Annotated in this window: 17 protein-coding genes and 1 pseudogene; 12 read left to right on the top strand and 6 right to left on the bottom strand. The window is 43.7% G+C overall.

Annotated elements, in window-relative coordinates; genetic code table 11:
* Positions 1-249: 249 nt before the first annotated feature.
* Positions 250-1,210 (bottom strand): annotated as a pseudogene (locus SOHN41_RS06025) (integron integrase).
* Positions 1,211-1,523: 313 nt separating this feature from the next.
* On the opposite strand from SOHN41_RS06025, the gene SOHN41_RS06020 reads away from it, so the two are divergent.
* From SOHN41_RS06020 to SOHN41_RS05965, 11 genes are all read left to right on the top strand, one after another.
* A complete protein-coding gene (locus tag SOHN41_RS06020; protein WP_007646609.1) occupies positions 1,524-1,877 on the top strand; it encodes a hypothetical protein in 354 nt (117 codons plus the stop codon).
* 64 nt (positions 1,878-1,941) lie between these two features.
* On the top strand, positions 1,942-3,039 hold the full coding sequence (locus SOHN41_RS06015) for an alpha/beta hydrolase (protein ID WP_007646608.1): 1,098 nt from the start codon (positions 1,942-1,944) through the stop codon (positions 3,037-3,039).
* A 111-nt stretch (positions 3,040-3,150) separates the two neighbouring features.
* Complete coding sequence (locus SOHN41_RS06010) at positions 3,151-3,609, top strand: hypothetical protein (protein WP_037458265.1); 459 nt, start codon at positions 3,151-3,153, stop codon at positions 3,607-3,609.
* A gap of 118 nt (positions 3,610-3,727) precedes the next feature.
* Complete coding sequence (locus SOHN41_RS06005) at positions 3,728-4,156, top strand: TIR domain-containing protein (protein ID WP_050801821.1); 429 nt, start codon at positions 3,728-3,730, stop codon at positions 4,154-4,156.
* A gap of 2 nt (positions 4,157-4,158) precedes the next feature.
* Entirely contained in the window at positions 4,159-5,373 is a 1,215-nt protein-coding gene (locus SOHN41_RS06000) for a TRAFs-binding domain-containing protein (protein ID WP_202797550.1), read from the top strand.
* 581 nt (positions 5,374-5,954) lie between these two features.
* Positions 5,955-6,323 carry a glyoxalase superfamily protein gene (locus SOHN41_RS05990; RefSeq protein WP_007646603.1) on the top strand — a complete coding sequence of 123 codons (369 nt, stop codon included), beginning with the start codon at positions 5,955-5,957 and terminating at the stop codon, positions 6,321-6,323.
* Between the two features lie 112 nt (positions 6,324-6,435).
* The gene (locus SOHN41_RS05985) at positions 6,436-7,014 is read left to right on the top strand and encodes a hypothetical protein (RefSeq protein ID WP_139058344.1); all 579 of its coding nucleotides are present in this window, start codon (positions 6,436-6,438) and stop codon (positions 7,012-7,014) included.
* Between the two features lie 115 nt (positions 7,015-7,129).
* Complete coding sequence (locus SOHN41_RS19810) at positions 7,130-7,699, top strand: DUF4272 domain-containing protein (RefSeq protein ID WP_083820747.1); 570 nt, start codon at positions 7,130-7,132, stop codon at positions 7,697-7,699.
* Positions 7,700-7,793: 94 nt separating this feature from the next.
* Positions 7,794-8,207 (top strand): hypothetical protein, encoded by a 414-nt coding sequence (locus SOHN41_RS05975; protein WP_037458258.1) that lies wholly within the window; start codon positions 7,794-7,796, stop codon positions 8,205-8,207.
* A gap of 36 nt (positions 8,208-8,243) precedes the next feature.
* The gene (locus tag SOHN41_RS05970) at positions 8,244-8,669 is read left to right on the top strand and encodes a hypothetical protein (protein ID WP_237703906.1); all 426 of its coding nucleotides are present in this window, start codon (positions 8,244-8,246) and stop codon (positions 8,667-8,669) included.
* Between the two features lies 1 nt (position 8,670).
* Positions 8,671-9,171 (top strand): VOC family protein, encoded by a 501-nt coding sequence (locus SOHN41_RS05965; RefSeq protein ID WP_237703905.1) that lies wholly within the window; start codon positions 8,671-8,673, stop codon positions 9,169-9,171.
* Positions 9,172-9,327: 156 nt separating this feature from the next.
* On the opposite strand, the gene SOHN41_RS05960 is transcribed toward SOHN41_RS05965, so the two are convergent.
* Positions 9,328-12,144, bottom strand: coding sequence for a prolyl oligopeptidase family serine peptidase (locus SOHN41_RS05960; protein ID WP_007646595.1), 2,817 nt, complete (start codon positions 12,142-12,144; stop codon positions 9,328-9,330).
* Positions 12,145-12,398: 254 nt separating this feature from the next.
* Between SOHN41_RS05960 and SOHN41_RS05955 the strand changes: the two genes are divergently transcribed.
* Positions 12,399-13,406, top strand: coding sequence for an isocitrate dehydrogenase (locus SOHN41_RS05955; RefSeq protein ID WP_007646592.1), 1,008 nt, complete (start codon positions 12,399-12,401; stop codon positions 13,404-13,406).
* 110 nt (positions 13,407-13,516) lie between these two features.
* Here SOHN41_RS05955 and rlmM read toward each other — a convergent pair whose 3' ends face one another.
* From rlmM to SOHN41_RS05935, 4 genes are all read right to left on the bottom strand, one after another.
* The gene (rlmM, locus tag SOHN41_RS05950; protein WP_007646590.1) at positions 13,517-14,602 is read right to left on the bottom strand and encodes a 23S rRNA (cytidine(2498)-2'-O)-methyltransferase RlmM; all 1,086 of its coding nucleotides are present in this window, start codon (positions 14,600-14,602) and stop codon (positions 13,517-13,519) included.
* A 176-nt stretch (positions 14,603-14,778) separates the two neighbouring features.
* A complete protein-coding gene (locus SOHN41_RS05945) occupies positions 14,779-15,171 on the bottom strand; it encodes a DUF423 domain-containing protein (RefSeq protein WP_007646589.1) in 393 nt (130 codons plus the stop codon).
* Positions 15,172-15,194: 23 nt separating this feature from the next.
* Positions 15,195-15,845, bottom strand: coding sequence for an alpha/beta fold hydrolase (locus SOHN41_RS05940; protein WP_007646588.1), 651 nt, complete (start codon positions 15,843-15,845; stop codon positions 15,195-15,197).
* Positions 15,826-16,737: a transcriptional regulator GcvA gene (locus SOHN41_RS05935; protein ID WP_007646587.1), complete on the bottom strand. Its 912-nt coding sequence runs from the start codon at positions 16,735-16,737 to the stop codon at positions 15,826-15,828. Before SOHN41_RS05935 ends, SOHN41_RS05940 begins: the two co-directional genes overlap by 20 nt.
* Positions 16,738-16,806: the final 69 nt, after the last annotated feature.

The following is a 16,806-nucleotide window of genomic DNA, read 5'->3' as shown; positions in this document are numbered from 1 at the left end:
TGATGAGTTTTAGCGACTACATCGTGGCCCATTGCGAGGCCGATTAAAAGTGGATGGGTCCATTCCATTATCCCTGTTTTAGAAGGTCACTGGTGCAACAATGCCAATCTTAACTATCCCTTACACAATTCATTCAGCTAAAAAGCTATTACCCCATTGCGCGTTATCAGGGCTGCTAACAATTAACTCTACAAGCTGTAAGTTGACCAAATTTTAGTAATGCTACGGAATAACTAAAGGACTCTGACTTTATAATGTGTCTAACGGACTAGTTGTCCCCGCGAAATGTTGGCCAAGTACATGGGTATAGATTTGTGTGGTACTCACATCATTGTGCCCAAGCAGTTCTTGCACACTTCTAATGTCGCGGCCTGCTTGGAGTAAATGGGTTGCAAAGCTATGCCGAAACGTATGACAGGTGATGCGTTTATTCAGTTGAATATTACGCACGGCATTCCCGAGCGCTTTACGAATAACACTTTGATGTAAATGATGCCTGCAAAGCGTTCCTGTATAAGGATTGATACAGGTTGTGCTGGAAGGAAAAATAAACATCCATCCGTGTTGCTTAAACGCATTGGGGTACTTACGTTCTAATGCATTTGGCAGTGATGGGCCTATCCCTTGTTGGTTGTCATAGTGTTGAATCTTAATAGCCTTTTCAATATATGGCGTGAGCTTTTCTGCGCATCTATGGCTGAGGATGGTTTGCCTATCTTTATGCCCTTTACCGTCTCTAACGGTCAGCGAAGCTCTCTCAATATCAATATCTTGGACGCGTAACCGGAGACATTCTGACACTCTCAGTCCACTACCATAGAGCAGCTCAATGACTAGCCTGTCTCGGCCATGAAGTTGATTTAATATCGATGAGATCTCCAATGGGAATAACACTGTCGGTAAATGTCTCTGTTTAGTGGCATAGCAAAAATCTAAATCCCCAAGCTCATGGTGCAAATGCTTCTGATACAAATAGGCTAATGAGTTCAGTGCAATTTTTTGTGTGTTGATGGCCACATTTCGTTGATTGGCAAGGAAGGTTAAAAATTGTGTAACTTCTTCCGTTCCCATTGGAAGAAGGGTGACGCTTGTTGTGAAAGTTAATGAATGCCTTGATCCAATACAGATAGGTTTTTTCCGTTCTAATACTGTAACCACGCATGCGCATTTCTTCTTGAAGACCTCTTAGAAAGGGGCTTTTTAGATTCATGATAACCCTCACTCTTAAGTTGCTGTGTTTTTATACAGTATTATTTGGAATTTCCGGATATCAAGGAAAATAGTGAAAAAAATTTGCGCGTTTTCACACGTACTAATTAATATAACTCTTTTATATCAATCAGTTATGCATTTACGATTTGAGATAATAGGTTTGGAAAACGCGCATGCGCGTTTTCCAAGATGGTATATTTGGCAGAAAGCTGATAAGTTCTTTACATACAGATAGTTAACTATGCGCGTTTTCACTGGTCCAACGAGGTAAACGCGCATGCGCACTAATAAAATGTTAGGCGGTGATCTCAATGCGTCGTGATGATGTACCAGTTTTGATTCGCCGTCTAAAAGAAAGATACGGTGAAAAATACGAGCTTTATGGTTCCTCTGAAAATGAGCAAGAGGGCACTGGTTTCCGCATAAATAACATTCCTGCCACGTTTTCAGTGCTATGTTTTGGCGATATACCCATCGGACGATATGATTTTCAAATTGAAAGTTATCCACCAGGTGACTATCTTTACACCGGTGAAAAAAATTTATCTGGATTACTTGAGCTCATTGAGCGCTATAGAGAACCAATGGATGAATGGCAATCAATTACGTTTGAAGCGCCTAACAAGTGGTTCAAATCGTTCGCTTCGCTCACTGGGACGGGCTAAAGCCCGCCCCTTAACCAAGCGTTAGGTGCTTGCAAACATTCAATCCACAGCGGGAGGAAAAATCATGTTGGTGACACGCGTATTCTGCATTGTTGCGGTGCTGGCGCTGCTGAACGGTTGCGCAACAATAACCGGTGCCCCTGCTCCTGCTCCTGCTCCTGCTCCTGCTATAGCGCCAGATCACGCAACAGTAAGAGTGTTTTATGCAACAGACCGGAACCTGACCGGGAGTACGATTCCGAGCGAGATGTTTGGGGCTAACCGCTCGGATCTCACATATGGAACATGTGAAGTAAGCATTCCACGTGACCACAGAATGGGTGAGCTTGAGTCTCCTTCCATATGGCGATTGGAGTTCCAGGAAGACCCTGCCAAGCATGTCGTGCTACTGAGGACTGCTATCGCCTCCAAAGATCAGTTCTTCGCAGATGTCGCTACGCGCGTGCGCCGATCCAAGGCTAGTAACGCATTTCTGTTCGTCCATGGCTACAACGTCACGTTTGAGGATGCCGCGAGGAGAACTGCTCAGATAACCTATGACCTCGGGTTCGATGGCGCTCCTACTTTCTATAGTTGGCCATCGCGGGGATCAACTGCCGCCTACACCATTGATGAGCAGAATATTGAATGGACGCAAGCCAACCTCAGAAGGTTTTTAGAAGATTTTTTCACGCGCTCTGATGCTCAAAACGTCTATTTGATTGCACACAGCATGGGCAACCGGGCACTTACGCGCGCAGTAGCCTCGCTTCTGGCTGACAAACCAACGTTACGGAGTCGACTTAGAGACGTGATTCTTACCGCTCCGGATATAGATGCTGACGTATTTAAACGAGATATTGCACCCGCACTTGTAGCTGCGGGCCGGCCAGTGACGTTGTACGCGTCGTCTGAAGACTTGGCGCTAGTTGCATCGAAGAAAGTACATGGATATGCGCGAGCAGGGGATTCGGGTCGCGGTTTAGTCATTGTTCCAGGGATCGAGACAGTTGATGCAACGCGGGTTGATACAAGTCTCCTTGGACACTCTTACTTTGCTGAGGCGAGGTCGGTTCTAGCGGATATGTTCTACCTGATTCGCGATGGCAAGAAGGCGAATCAACGTTTTGGTCTTCGTACAGTTGAAACTCAATCTGGCCAGTATTGGGAATTTAAACCATGAATCAACACGCACCTAACAACGCCATCAACACGGACAGAGAAAAGCGGCGCTCCTTCGTCGCACCGCTTTTCTCTGCCGGTTATGGCGAACGTTAGCCGCAAGGAGGCACCGATGTCCCAATACAAACTCACTGAAGAAATTTTGAAGCGTTCTCAGGCTCAAATTTGGGACATAGCAAAGCTAGAATGGAGCTTGTATCAAATATATGAGGCCGAAGAGCCAGAAACTTGTCTGTGCGGTCACTTTCCAATAATTGAAATATGCACACTACATAATAAGCTAAACGGACAATTCGTAACCGTAGGCAACTGCTGCGTAAAGAAATTCATTGGCCTACCTTCCGACCTTATATTCCAAGCAGTGAAGCGCGTCCGGAAAGACAATCAAAAATCGCTTAATGCAGAAGCCATAAAACATGCGCATGAAAAAGGCTGGATAAACGACTGGGAATACAATTTCTCAATCGACACAATGCGAAAGAGAGTTCTCACTGGCAAGCAACTTCAAACACGCATGAAGGTTAATGAAAAAATGCTTGCTAACATGAAGCGAAATAGTGGTAACGGCTAACAAGTGGTTCAAATCGTTCGCTTCGCTCACTGGGACGGGCTAAAGCCCGCCCCTTAACCAAACGTTAGATTTTATACATTCATCGTTGCTAAGTTACCAACTAAAAAAGGAAATGAAAATGGCAAAACCAAATATATTCATATCTCATAGATGGGATTACAACAGCAGTTATATAAGCCTTATTTCAAAATTAAATGAGTACGAATTACCTCATCTAAATTATTCTGTTCCAAGTCATGACCCTCTTGATTTGAATAAAACGAACCAGATTAAACAGGCTTTAAGTGAGCAAATAAGACAATGTAATTATTTTGTAATATTTGCAAACATGGCCATGGCAAACAGTTATTGGTGCAAATATGAAATAGATGTTGCAACATCTTACGGCAAACCAATTTTATCTGTAAAGCCTTATAACTACACAGGCAATATTCCATTATTCATTCAACTAGCAGACAACCAAAATGGCCCTTCTGGTTTCAATACGCCAGCTATTATTAGGAAGATATGCAATCAATTAAACTATCCTATCCCAGTAGGGCTATGAATATGAAGCAGAAACTATGTTTTACAATAATGGGATTTGGAAAAAAGACCGACTATTCAACAGGCCGAACATATGACTTAGATAAAACCTATCTAAATATAATCAAGCCTGCTGTAGAAAATGCTGGCTATATTAGTATTCGCGCAGATGAGATCCAAGATTCATCGCTCATAGATAAAAGCATGTATGCGTTACTAATTAAGGCTGAATTAGTCATTGCAGATATAACAACATTAAACCCTAATGCTTTATATGAATTAGGTATTCGTCATGCAGCCAGACCTAATTACACTATAATTTTAAAAGATAAAGATGGCAAAATACCATTCGATCTTGATCATAATAGGTTTTTAATCTATACCCACCTAGGTGATGATGTTGGGGCAACTGAGGCAAAAGAATGCCAAGAAAGACTATTGAACTTAATAACTGACATAGAAAAGCAAAAACCTGTCGATAGCCCTCTTTTTACCTTCCTTGAAGGGCTAAACCCACACCAAATCTCACAAACAGACTATGACCAAATTATATCAAAATTGTCTGAAAAAGAAGGCCATGTTTTTGCTGTTTCAGAAAAAGCAAAGTTATTGATGACTAAAAATGATTTTGCAGATGCAGCATTGTTATGGGAAAAAGCATCTAGTCTTTTACCAGATGAGCATTATTTCATCCAGCAGCACGCTTTATGTACTTATAAATCAGAACTACCAAGCAAAGAAACATCTCTTCTCAGTGCCCTAACCATTCTATCTAAAATATATAACCAAGAGGACACCAACGATCCAGAAACTCTTGGATTAGCTGGTGCCATATATAAAAGAATATATAGTACCACCTCTGATATTGAGACACTTAAATCTTCAATTAACGCATATAAACGTGGCTACATTATCTCTGGTGATTACTATACTGGTGAAAATTACGCTTCATGCCTAGATGTTTTATCAAATGCATCTGCAGATGTTGAAGAGCAGGTATATTGTAAGTATCAATCTAAAACCATTAGAAAAGAAATAATCTCTGACATAACCAAAAAATTATTCCTTGATGATACAAGTCAAGATAAAAAATGGATGTATGCAACATTAGCAAATTGTCATTTCCATTTAGGAAATATTACTGATGCAGAAACAAATGAGCAATTGTTTTTATCGTCATCACCAGAAGGCTGGGAGATAGAAACCTACCAGCAACACAAGCCAAAGCCACAAATCTAACAAAAAATTAATGTGGGACGGTTTTCAACCGCCCCATAATTAATAGTTATGTTTCTTAGAGGTGTAGTTATCAAATCATTCACTTTAAACCTTACTCTGATATTTTTTCTGGCCTTCGGAGCACCTGTATTCTCGGACGTCGTTGTTAGTGACAATGATCGAGATTTTGTTGTTGCCAACCAGTACGAAGTCCGTCATATGGGCATAGCGTTTGCGAAGTCGAAGGGGACGTTACCAGAGAAATTGGTGGAGAGTTTGGAGATGACTGACTCGACGGATTCAATACTTGACCTTACTCGTCATTATCAAAATGGGGAAGAGTCGATTGAAGTCCTGTTTAAGAGTCGATTGGTTGTAAACCTAAGAGTGAAAGAGAAAACCTTTCAGGTGATCTCTGTCGGATACTCCATTTACTAAAACACATAACCAGTTGCTCAAGTCTACTCCGCCAGCTAAAGCTGGCTCCGCGGGACAGGCGCGTAGCGCCAGCCCCTTAGCAAAACGTTATGTGCAGTAGACATCTGAGTAACATCGCAGAAAAGTGTAGAAGTGTTAAAAAATGATAGAAAAGGATGCGTAGAATGAAAATAGGAAAAACCACACCAATATTGAGAATCTTTGATGAGCATTTAGCAAGGCAGTTCTACGTCGATTACCTTGGCTTTGTAATTGACTGGGAACATAGGTTCGAAGATGGTTTACCTTTATATATGCAAGTGTCCAGAGATAATTGCATCCTTCATCTTTCTGAGCATCACGGTGATTGCTGCCCTGGTGCTGCAATGAGAATCGAAACTGACGATATTGAAGGCTATCATCTTGAACTCTCTAAGAAAATATATAAAAACGCACGCCTTTCAATAGAGGTAATGCCTTGGGGTAGTAACGACATGTCGATTAAAGATCCTTTTGGCAATCGATTAACGTTTACTGATGCGATAAGCACATAACAATTTGATCAACGCGCACCACTGCGTGTTGCTGGGACGCCGCTATGCGGCGCCCGTTATCACAACGTTAGCTTTCCTAATATAGCTTTGAATTTATAAATCGAGGTAGTTTGTGGAAGAAAGAAATGTAATGATTAATTACTTGATCAATGAATACTTCAGCGGCGATTTAGATCAAGCAAGTGATCTAACAGGATATACAAAAACACAGTTACACGATTGGATAACTGGTGTTAAACATCCACAAAAACAGACAGTTGAATTTATTATGCATAAATTATTTGTGCCAGAATTCAAAGTTATTGTCGAATACGCAGAATTTGAACCAAAGGGTGACGTTAGACCTCAGTTAAGAAATCTATTCAAAGGTTATGAGGATAGAATGGGTATTTATGCGTTTTATGATGCATTTGCGAATTTAATTTATGTCGGTAAGGCTACTAGATTACTCGATGAATGCTATTCAGCGATTCGGAGAGATGTACCTGTAAAGTTTCCTACTGGTGTAAAAAAATCACCAGAAAAACGTCATGAAGTTGTACGTTACATTTCAGCTTATGATGTAGGTGATTCACAATGGGTTGACTACCCCAAGCATGTGGAATCATTAATATTACGTATTTCAAAACCGATTTTAAATAAGCAAATTGGATATCTAGAAAAAGCCTTCCCTTTTGACAATGAAAGCTAACAAGCCAGTGCAATTGACGCATTTAATCACTGCTGTTGCGGTTTTAAATTTTTATACGCTTTATTTATGTGTTCTGCGCAATTGACTGGAGCGTTAGGTATCTTCAGGAATAATTATGACAGTCGAAGAACAAATTGAGGATGACGAATACCGATCTCCACAAGAAATAGCCAGGCGCGCAATCGTCCTTACAGCCCTCATAAAGGTAGTTTTTGGTGAGGACCAGAATCGCGTTTTTGACTGGTTAAAATCCGAAAATTTATGGGAAGAACTTTCACCTTATGAACTAGATTTCACAAAAAATACTAAAGATGAAAGAGCTTGCATAAACATATCCTGGCGATCTGAAGCTTTAGTTTCTTTGCTCTGGAGTATCAACAAAATAGTGGCACTGCCCGCTTTGAATGAACAAATCGATTTCGTGCACATGTCAAAAGCAATACCCTGCTTTATGAAATCCACTTCCGATTTCATTCAGAAATGTCAATTAAGAAATGAATGTGAGATCGAGGATGAATATGAAAAAGTATTCGATGCGCACTGGAAGGTCAGGGATGCTCGTTTACATAAAAAAGCTAAACCAAAAGATATAGACTCTGGCATAGTTATGGAGAGGCACCATGGCTTTAATTATGTAATTGGCTATTGCGGGTTACCTTGGGATGAAATCACCACAGATACCTAACAAGCCAAAGCACTTTGTGCTGGCTAAAAAGCGCCAGCACGGACTCGCTACACGTTGTTTCGCTCGCCCGTGTTTGGGGTGTTATAGGCTCAAAATGAAAATACTGATCGCATCTGCCTTTTTGGCCTTATCAACTATCGCAGTCGCAGACAACGACAACTTTTCAATAGATATTGATTGCGATGGTGTGCCAGAGAATGTGGCGTTGAATGTTTTAGAACAAGACTTTGTCCTTAGTGTCATAGCCTCTTCTAACAAAAAAGAATCTTCGTTAACTTTTGGACTTGGTCAGTCATCACGTCAAGACGCGATTTGTGGCCTCTCACCGAAGTTGTCTTCTGGAGATGCAGCCACAAAAGAGACGCATCTTGAAATGTTTGGTGAAAAGATTGATGGGTATAAATATTCCCAATCATGCAAAGAGCTTGTGGTTGGCGGTGACGATTGTGATCCGATTTATGTTTTTTTTAACCATAAAACCGGCGTTCTTAATTGGTCACGCCTATAACAAAGCAATCAATTTGACTGCAATACGCTGCGCTCCTTGCAGCAAATTATTGGGGCGTTAAATGCCATGGATGTATTAGAGAAACTTGCAGAAAAAAATAAGGCTCAAGAGAAGCATAGAAGCAATGAGCGCTTTGTGACTATTGTTCTGTTGCTTATTTTAGTTCCATGTTTATTTGGAATTGCCATAGATGTCGGATTGATTGAATCTTCCGCAAGCTTTAATTTATGGCTGTATGGCGCGGGTACTCTTTGCTTTGGGTTACCACTAGCAGCAATGGGTGATTTAATGCTTTTTCCACGTTGGTTAAAGCTTTTAGGTCTATTTGTTCTCCAAAGTTGGTTTATTTACTTTTGGGCATTTCAAATGCAGTCTTTGCTAGCGTTTGTACCTTTATTGCCAGTATTTGCGCTACTACAAATCCAATTACCTAAAATCAGGCAACAAGCAGGGCGTGAGTAAAATGGCATTTAACAAGTTGCTTAATTTTGTTCCGGCCACAAAAAGCGTGGCTTCCACTGGACTGCCTACGCTGCGGCAGCCAATGAGCAAAGCGTTACGTTGCAATGGAGATAATATGTCACTCAAAGTCGATCACATTACTATTTTGGTTAAATCATTAAAAGAAAGTATGCCTTACTATACAAAATTATTAGGACTTATTGGTTTTGACAAATTACGTGATTTTGTTTGGACTGATAATGAAGGTTTTTTTATTCAATTTAATCAGGCAAAAGAAGGAACTAGCGAATATGAGAGATATGGTGCAGGGATGAATCATATTGGATTTTCCGCTCCTTCACCAGAGTTTGTGACTGATTTACAAACAAAGATGAAAGAAAGTGGTTTTGTTGTTCCTGAAATACAGGACTTTGATGGTGTTAAAGCATTGTTCATGAAGGATCCTGATGGTGTTCGTTTTGAAATTACTTATTATCCACCAGGCGTGGCTGTCGTTGATTAAAATGTAGAGTACATGTAGGAGTGTTAGGGATCTAATGCGTTTTTGTCCCAAAGAAAGTTATCTGCACAAGCTATCAATTAGCTAACTCTTGCCCCTTATTGCCATAAAAAACGCCACCTTCTGGTGGCGTTTTATTTGTAAAGCTAAAATAGAGAGTTACTCATCATCGGCTTTATATTCGACATAGGCTTCGCCTTGGCTTAACCAAGCTGGCGCGGGTTTACCTTTCAGATAATGGTCGAAATATTGCATCATGCGAATGCTGTAATCGAGCTTATTAGGGTATTTCTTTAAGTGATGCGGTTCATCTTCATATTGCAAAAACACCACCTCTTTACCCGCACGGCGCATAGCTAAGTACATTTCAACCCCTTGCTCCCAAGGCACAGCATCATCCTTATCACCAAACATGATCATCAAAGGCGTTTGAATGCGATCTGCATAAAATACCGGTGAGTTTTCAATGTATTTTTGTGGCGCAGCAAACAAACTTGCCCCAATACGACTCTGCCCTGTTTCATACTGAAACTGACGCGCAATACCCGTGCCATGGCGAATGCCGCTGTAGGCGCTGGTCATATTGGCAACCGGCGCCCCTGCTACCGCCGCCTTAAACATCTTAGTTTGAGTGATAGCAAACGCCGTTTGGTACCCACTCCAAGAATGTCCCTGCAAGCCAACTGCTGCAGGATCGGCAATCCCCATCTCAATCAGCTTTTGCACACCTGAAGTGAGTGCTTGAACCGAACTGGCTCCAGGATAGCCAATATCGAAGCGAATATCGGGCAAGAACACCGCATAACCATTATTGATATACCAAGCGAAGTTGGGTCTGTGATTGACCTTCATCTGCGGGAACGCATGCAGTCTGTCGGTCATAAAGCGATAGTAGTAAACCAATACAGGAACGCATTTCCCCACTTGATAGTTGGTCGGTTTGATCAGCACCCCATCTAATGGCTTACCATCACCATTAGTCCAGTGAACTAACTCGGCTTGGCCCCAATTAAAGGCTTGGCGCTGTTTATCCAAATCAGTTTGCTTAACTGCATTTTGCGGTGCGTTATAGCTGGCCGTATATAAATCAGGGAATAAGTCGAAACGCTCCTTAGAAAACACGATAGTGTCGGCGTCTTTACTGCGCCCAAGCACGGTCAGCTTATACTCCCCTTGCATCAACGTCTTCACGCCGGCTTCACCTAAGGTAGCTTGGTAGAAACCATCTGCCTTGGTTTTATCACTATAACCGTGGAGTAACACAGTGGCGTTATAGGCAAGTTCAGTCGGTGCATCGGGATTATCCACTAAGCCTTCAACACGATATTGGATTTTTTGTACGCGACCTTGACCCGCAGTTAACGCAAAACCCGCCTTAGATTCAGTATTAAACTGCCAGACATCGTATTTGTCATAGACTAAGAAACCCGCATCATCCTTAAGCCAAGGGCCAAAACCATAGCCTGGTGCATTAGATGGGTAATCATGGTCTTCATCGGCAAAACTGACACTTAAGGATTGAGTCAGATTGGTGCGCCGTCCCAGTGCAACATCATAGAGATAGACGTTACCTTGTTGATAATAAACTACATATTTACCATTCCCCGACAGACTCGGCAGCTCATCACTGGGCTGTTGTGTCAAAAATGGCACCTTACGACCCGTATTAAGATCGACAAGATAATAATCTTGGTAAAAGCCCGCCCAGGTTGCCATTTTACGATAAGGCAAATCAGAACTCGCCAGCATAAAACGCTTATGCTGCGACATCATCACATCGGGTACAGTTTTATCCCCGAGCTGCACTAGATTATTCGAGCCTAAATGCAATACCGCAAGGTAAGTACGTTTTTGTTCGTCCTCATATTGCTTGATTTCATTTGGTTTAATCCGTGGATCATCACCATGCCACACCTTAAGCCCGCGCTGACCGGTAACAATATCGGCATCGAACAGATCTCTTTCTTCGGTAATTTTAGCCAAACTAAATTGCTGACTCACCTGTGGCACTCGGCCGAAGAACAAGCGTTCGCTGTCCGAGGAAAAACTTAAGCTAGTGTAACGATTGAGTTTCCACTCAGATGATTCAGGGGCTTTGCTCAATTTCCCCGATTGCAGATCGACCAGCGATAACTGATAACTGCGGCCATAGGGTAATTCACCGGCATCTCCCTGAGTAAAGGCCAGCCAGCGGCCATTTTTCGAAAGTGCTACTGCGCCGATTTGCTGGGTTTGAGATTCAAATGCCGTTGATTGATTGTAGTTTTTTAAATCAATCAGTTGTAATTGATGTTGTTTTGCCTCGATATCATTCACCGCTAATGCTAGGCGGCGACTGTCCTTATCGAAGTGATAGGCGGTCACATGCTCCACATCCACACGCTGCGACGGCGAAGACAAATTCACTAGACTCAAACGGCGACCTTGATCGAACTTATCGACCTTCACCTTCTCGGCTTTGGGCTTGTCCTCGGCGCCTTCGGTCTTATCCTGAGTGTCCTTTTTGGCTTCTTCATCGGCTTCAAACCAAATCACTAAATGCGCGCCATCGTCACTAAAGACAAATTCCTTTACCCGCTCGAACTTTGTTTGCGTCCCGGTTTGGGTATCGAGCAGCACCATATCGGCCTTGAGCTTTTTCTTGGCTTTGGCATCGCTGGTTTCGACTTTGAGCAAACTGGGTTTAACGGCCATCGCCACATAACGACCAGTGTGACTCACGATAGGATCCGAGCCGCCTCCAATTTGAAAGTCTTGACCCGTTTGCAGATTCTTCACTATACCATGGCTATCGCCACGGTCTGGGGCAGCTTCGACCGCAATCACTTGACCATTGTCAGCGATAACTGGTTTTTCGAGGGACTCAAAGTGCATTATGTCTGTGAGGGTGAGCGGCTTAGTGCTGGTTTCTGCCTGCACGACAGGCAATATACCGAGGGATAACAGCACCAAAGATGTGATAGGTAATAACTTCAATGTCTTCCTCTTTTATATATTTGTTAGACTAAAGTAGACTTTTTTAACCATTAGCTCTCCATCATCGTTATAACCCAGTATTTTTACAAGTTATACCACACAAAAAATCGTGATATTGCTCACTATTCCCTGTGAAGTTTGACCAAAGATGGTTAAAATAATAGCCAGAAAAAATACCAAATTCATAGTCATGTTACCCAGCTATCGCTGGGGCAGACAATTGCAGTAACGACGAACCGTGGAAGGACTTCTCCATGTCAAAAAGAACGATAACCGTAATTCCAGGTGATGGAATTGGCCCAAGTATTATTGATTCTGCCTTAAAAATTCTTGATAAAGCAGGTTGTGATTTTGAATATGAATTTGCCGATGCCGGCCTAACTGCGCTCGAGAAGCAAGGCGAACTACTTCCACAACGCACTTTAGAGCTTATCGAAAAAAACCGCATCACCCTTAAAGGTCCACTGACAACCCCCGTTGGTGAAGGCTTTACTTCTATCAACGTAACCTTACGTAAGAAATTTGGCTTATACGCTAACGTGCGCCCGGTGCTGTCTTTTAAAGGCACTCAAGCCCGTTACGAGAATATCGATATCATTACCGTCCGTGAAAACACCGAAGGTATGTACTCTGGTCACGGTCAAAAAGTGTCTGACGATGGTTTAACGGCAGAAGCCACCAGTATCGTCACTCGCCAAGGTGCAGAGCAAATTGCAACATTTGCCTACGAACTTGCCCGCAAGGAAAACCGTAAGAAAGTCACTATCGTGCACAAAGCCAACATCATGAAGTCAACTTCGGGCCTGTTCCTGAAAGTGGCCCGTGAAGTGAGCCTACGTTACCCAGACATCAAGACTGAAGAAATGATCGTCGATGCAACATGCATGAAGTTAGTGATGAACCCAGAAAACTTCGATGTGATCGTGACGACCAACCTGTTTGGTGACATTTTATCGGATCTGTGTGCCGGTTTAGTGGGCGGTTTAGGCATGGCGCCAGGCGCCAACATCGGCCGTGATGCTGCGATTTTCGAAGCCGTTCACGGTAGTGCACCGGATATCGCTGGTAAAAACCTCGCGAACCCAACCTCAGTAATTTTAGCCTCTATCCAGATGCTGGAATATTTAGGTATGGCTGACAAAGCTGAGCAAATCCGTAAAGCGGTATCTGCAGTGATCGAAGAAGGCGACCGTACCACTCGCGATTTAGGCGGCACCCATGGCACGACCGACTTTACCCAAGCGGTACTCGATCGCCTGTGATCTTAATGCGCTAAAGCTAACGGCTTTACATTAAGATTGACCAATAAAAAGCCCCGAAGAATATTCGGGGCTTTTTGCTGAATGATCATTATCTTATATTACAATCAGGATCAATTCCAAGCCGTATTAGGGCGCAGCCATAAATGCACTGTGACCTCATCTCGGTCATGGTAGAGGTGTTTACACTGCACCTTAAACTCAGCGATCCCGTTTTCCCTTAAGATGGTCTGCATTGTCTCAAGGATCGCCGTGACTTCTTTATAACGGCTCTTCATCGGTAATTTAAGGTTAAAAATCGCTTCCTTAAACCAGCCATTAATGGCCCAAGCCTCGATAAGCTCGGCCACACGCGCAGGCTTTTCAACCATGTCACACACTAACCAATAGATATTCTTGCGCTGGGGCTCGAAACGAAAACCGTCTTCACGGTAATGTTTTACTTGGCCCGTCTCCATCAGTTTTTCATCCATGGGACCATTATCGACAGCCGAGACAAACATGCCGCGGCGCACCAGTTGATAGGTCCAGCCACCGGGGCAAGCGCCTAAGTCCACGGCATTCATGCCACTGCGAATACGCTCTTCCTGTTCTTCCTTAGGGACAAACTGGCCAAAGGCTTCATCGAGTTTCAGACTAGAACGACTCGGCGCATCCGCCGCCATTTTAAGACGTGGAATGCCCATAAAATGGGGTGAACTGTTATTGCTGTAGGAATAACCCACATAGGCGCGACCGGGCCCGACAAAACACACGTGGATAATCGGACGTTTTGGGTTTTCTTGGGCCAATAAACTGCCGGATTTTTTTAAATGCTGGCGTAAAGGCACAGTGAACTTACGGCAAAAAGCCGACAACTCCTTCGCTTCGTTAGTGTCAGGCGTTTCAACCCGCACTTCACCCGCCTTGCTGACTTCGCGCAGAGCTTCAACTATCGGACTGATACGGTCATTTTCGGGCAAATCGGCGAGCAACTCACTCGATGCAAACATTTGGCGAGCGAAAATGAGCGAATCTAAAGGCAGTTGTTTTACTAACGTATCTGCGGCGTCATCTTCAAAACATTGGTACACCACATAGGCGTCGTTATTATTGGCCTTAACGAAGCCACCGACATTGAGCTCACCGGCTCGCTGTTGAATTTCTGCTGCGCATTCTTTTTCAAAGCCGGCGCGGCAAAATAAAAATAGGTTTTTCATGGGGATCCCTAAGAAATCCAAGCCAAAGCACTGGCTGACTATCGATTTGGGCGCCAGTATACCAATTTCAATCCACAAATGCCCTATTTGCCGACACGCAAACACTAAGTGCGATTTGAGCAATAAAAAAGGCTTAGGGGCGCCCTAAGCCTAGCTGCTCACATTCAGCTTTGAGCTTAAGATTCGTTACCGTCTATCACTTTGTGGCGCCATACCGCGGCGGCAAATAATAACCACCCGAGTAAAAAACACCCTCCCCCCATGGGCGTGATAGGGCCAAGCCACTTAGTACCAAACAATGCCAGCCCGTATAAAGAGCCTGAAAACAACACTATTCCTGCAATAAACAGATATGCCGCCCAATCGAGTAAACGGGAGGTTAACCATTGGCCCGAGAAGGCAACCATAATTAAGGCAAAGGTATGATAAAAATGATATTGCACACCTAAGTTAAACACTTGGATCAACTCGGGTGGCGCCACCGCCTTTAAACCGTGGGCACCAAACGCGCCTAAAGCCACGGCTAAAAATCCGCTAAGTGCGGCGAGTAATAACAGTCCTTTACGCATTTCAATCTCCAAATGGAATGGGCTCAACGCTCAATAATAAATTTAACTGATAAATCAATAGCAAGGGCTAGATTAGCCATTTCAGTTGTGCCAGACGACTTTCTTGGGACAAAACTATGATCCCCGTCGGGTAACCAACCGAATTGGATAGTGCCGTTCAGTGGCCAAGTGGATATTTGGGTTTTATTCCCAAACTTATCCCGCTCTCCCTGTAACACTAGCACTGGGACTTGGCAGTCATTTAGCGGTGCTAATCTCGGCTCGCCGCCGTTAAGGGGAATAAAGGGATAACCTAAACAAATCACCCTGTCGATCCGACTGGCAAGCTGAGTGTCGCAGGCAAGGATAGCCGCCATACGACCACCCATGGATTTGCCCATCAATACTACGCGTTTTACCTGTGGCTCTGCATGCGCCACATCGAGCATTTCTGTAAAGCAAGCGAGCAGTTTGGGCGCCCTATCGGGAGGACGCTTCTTGCCATCGGCCGCATTGGCCTGCATATAGGGGAAATTAAAGCGCATCACTTTAAAGCCCTTGGCCACCAATCCGGACGCCATCGAGCGCATAAATTCAGCATCCCGGTTGGCCCCGGCCCCATGGGCAAATAAAATCAATGTGTCACTGGGTGCACCTTCAACCAGATATGCGGGGTTATCCTGGCAATAACTCACTACGGGACTCCTCGGCAAACATATCTAACATCCATTCACGAAATGCGACGACCTTGCCAAGTTCAGCGTGATTCTGCTGGCAAACCAAGTAGTAAGCATCTTTACTGACCAACACTTCTTGGAATGGGCACACAAGCCGCCCCGCTTTGATATCGGGGCGAGCGAGCACGCTGTATCCTAACGCAACCCCTTGCCCATGTGCCGCAGCCTGTAACACTAGGGATGAGTGACTGAAAATCGGCCCTTGGTTCACATTGATATCGTTAATGCCACATTGCCTAAACCATGCCTGCCAGTCGTGGCGACTCATATCGTGCAGCAGGGTGTGATATTTTAAATCGCTCGGTTTCGACAGCGGCTTAGAACCATTGAGCAACATAGGCGAACATACTGGGATAAGCACTTCATTACGCAGCTTATCGGCCCGTAATCCAGGCCAATTACCTAAACCGTAGTAAATCGCCACATCCACATCATCGGTCAAAGAACTGGCCTCGGTATCGACGGCTTTAATCCGCACGTCAATATCGGGATTTTTTTCACTAAACTTGGCCAAACGTGGCACCAACCACTGGATAGCAAAACTCGGAGACATGCTCACCGTCAGCGAACCAATAGCACTGCGGGCTAAAAGTCTGTCGGTGGCGTCGGCCAATTGGGTGAAGATATCTTTAATATCGAGAAAATAACTCTGCCCCTCCTCGGTCAACAGCAAAGAACGGTTTTTTCGGCGAAATAATTTTAATCCGAGAAAGTCTTCCAGCGCCTTAATTTGATGGCTCACCGCAGCCTGAGTAACAAACAGTTCTTCAGCTGCGCGAGTAAAACTCAAGTGCCGTGCGGCGGCTTCAAATGCTTTAACCGCATTAAGTGGTGGTAATCGTCTTGACATAGTGATCTCTATCTCAATTTTTAATTAGTTTTTCTAATCCGTATTGTTACATTTAATCGTTTGTAAAGG

Origin of the sequence: Shewanella sp. HN-41 (assembly GCF_000217915.1) — a bacterium.
Lineage (GTDB): Bacteria > Pseudomonadota > Gammaproteobacteria > Enterobacterales > Shewanellaceae > Shewanella.
The sequence above is the reverse complement of the archived record's forward strand: the minus strand, read 5'-3'. Positions and strand labels throughout refer to the sequence as shown.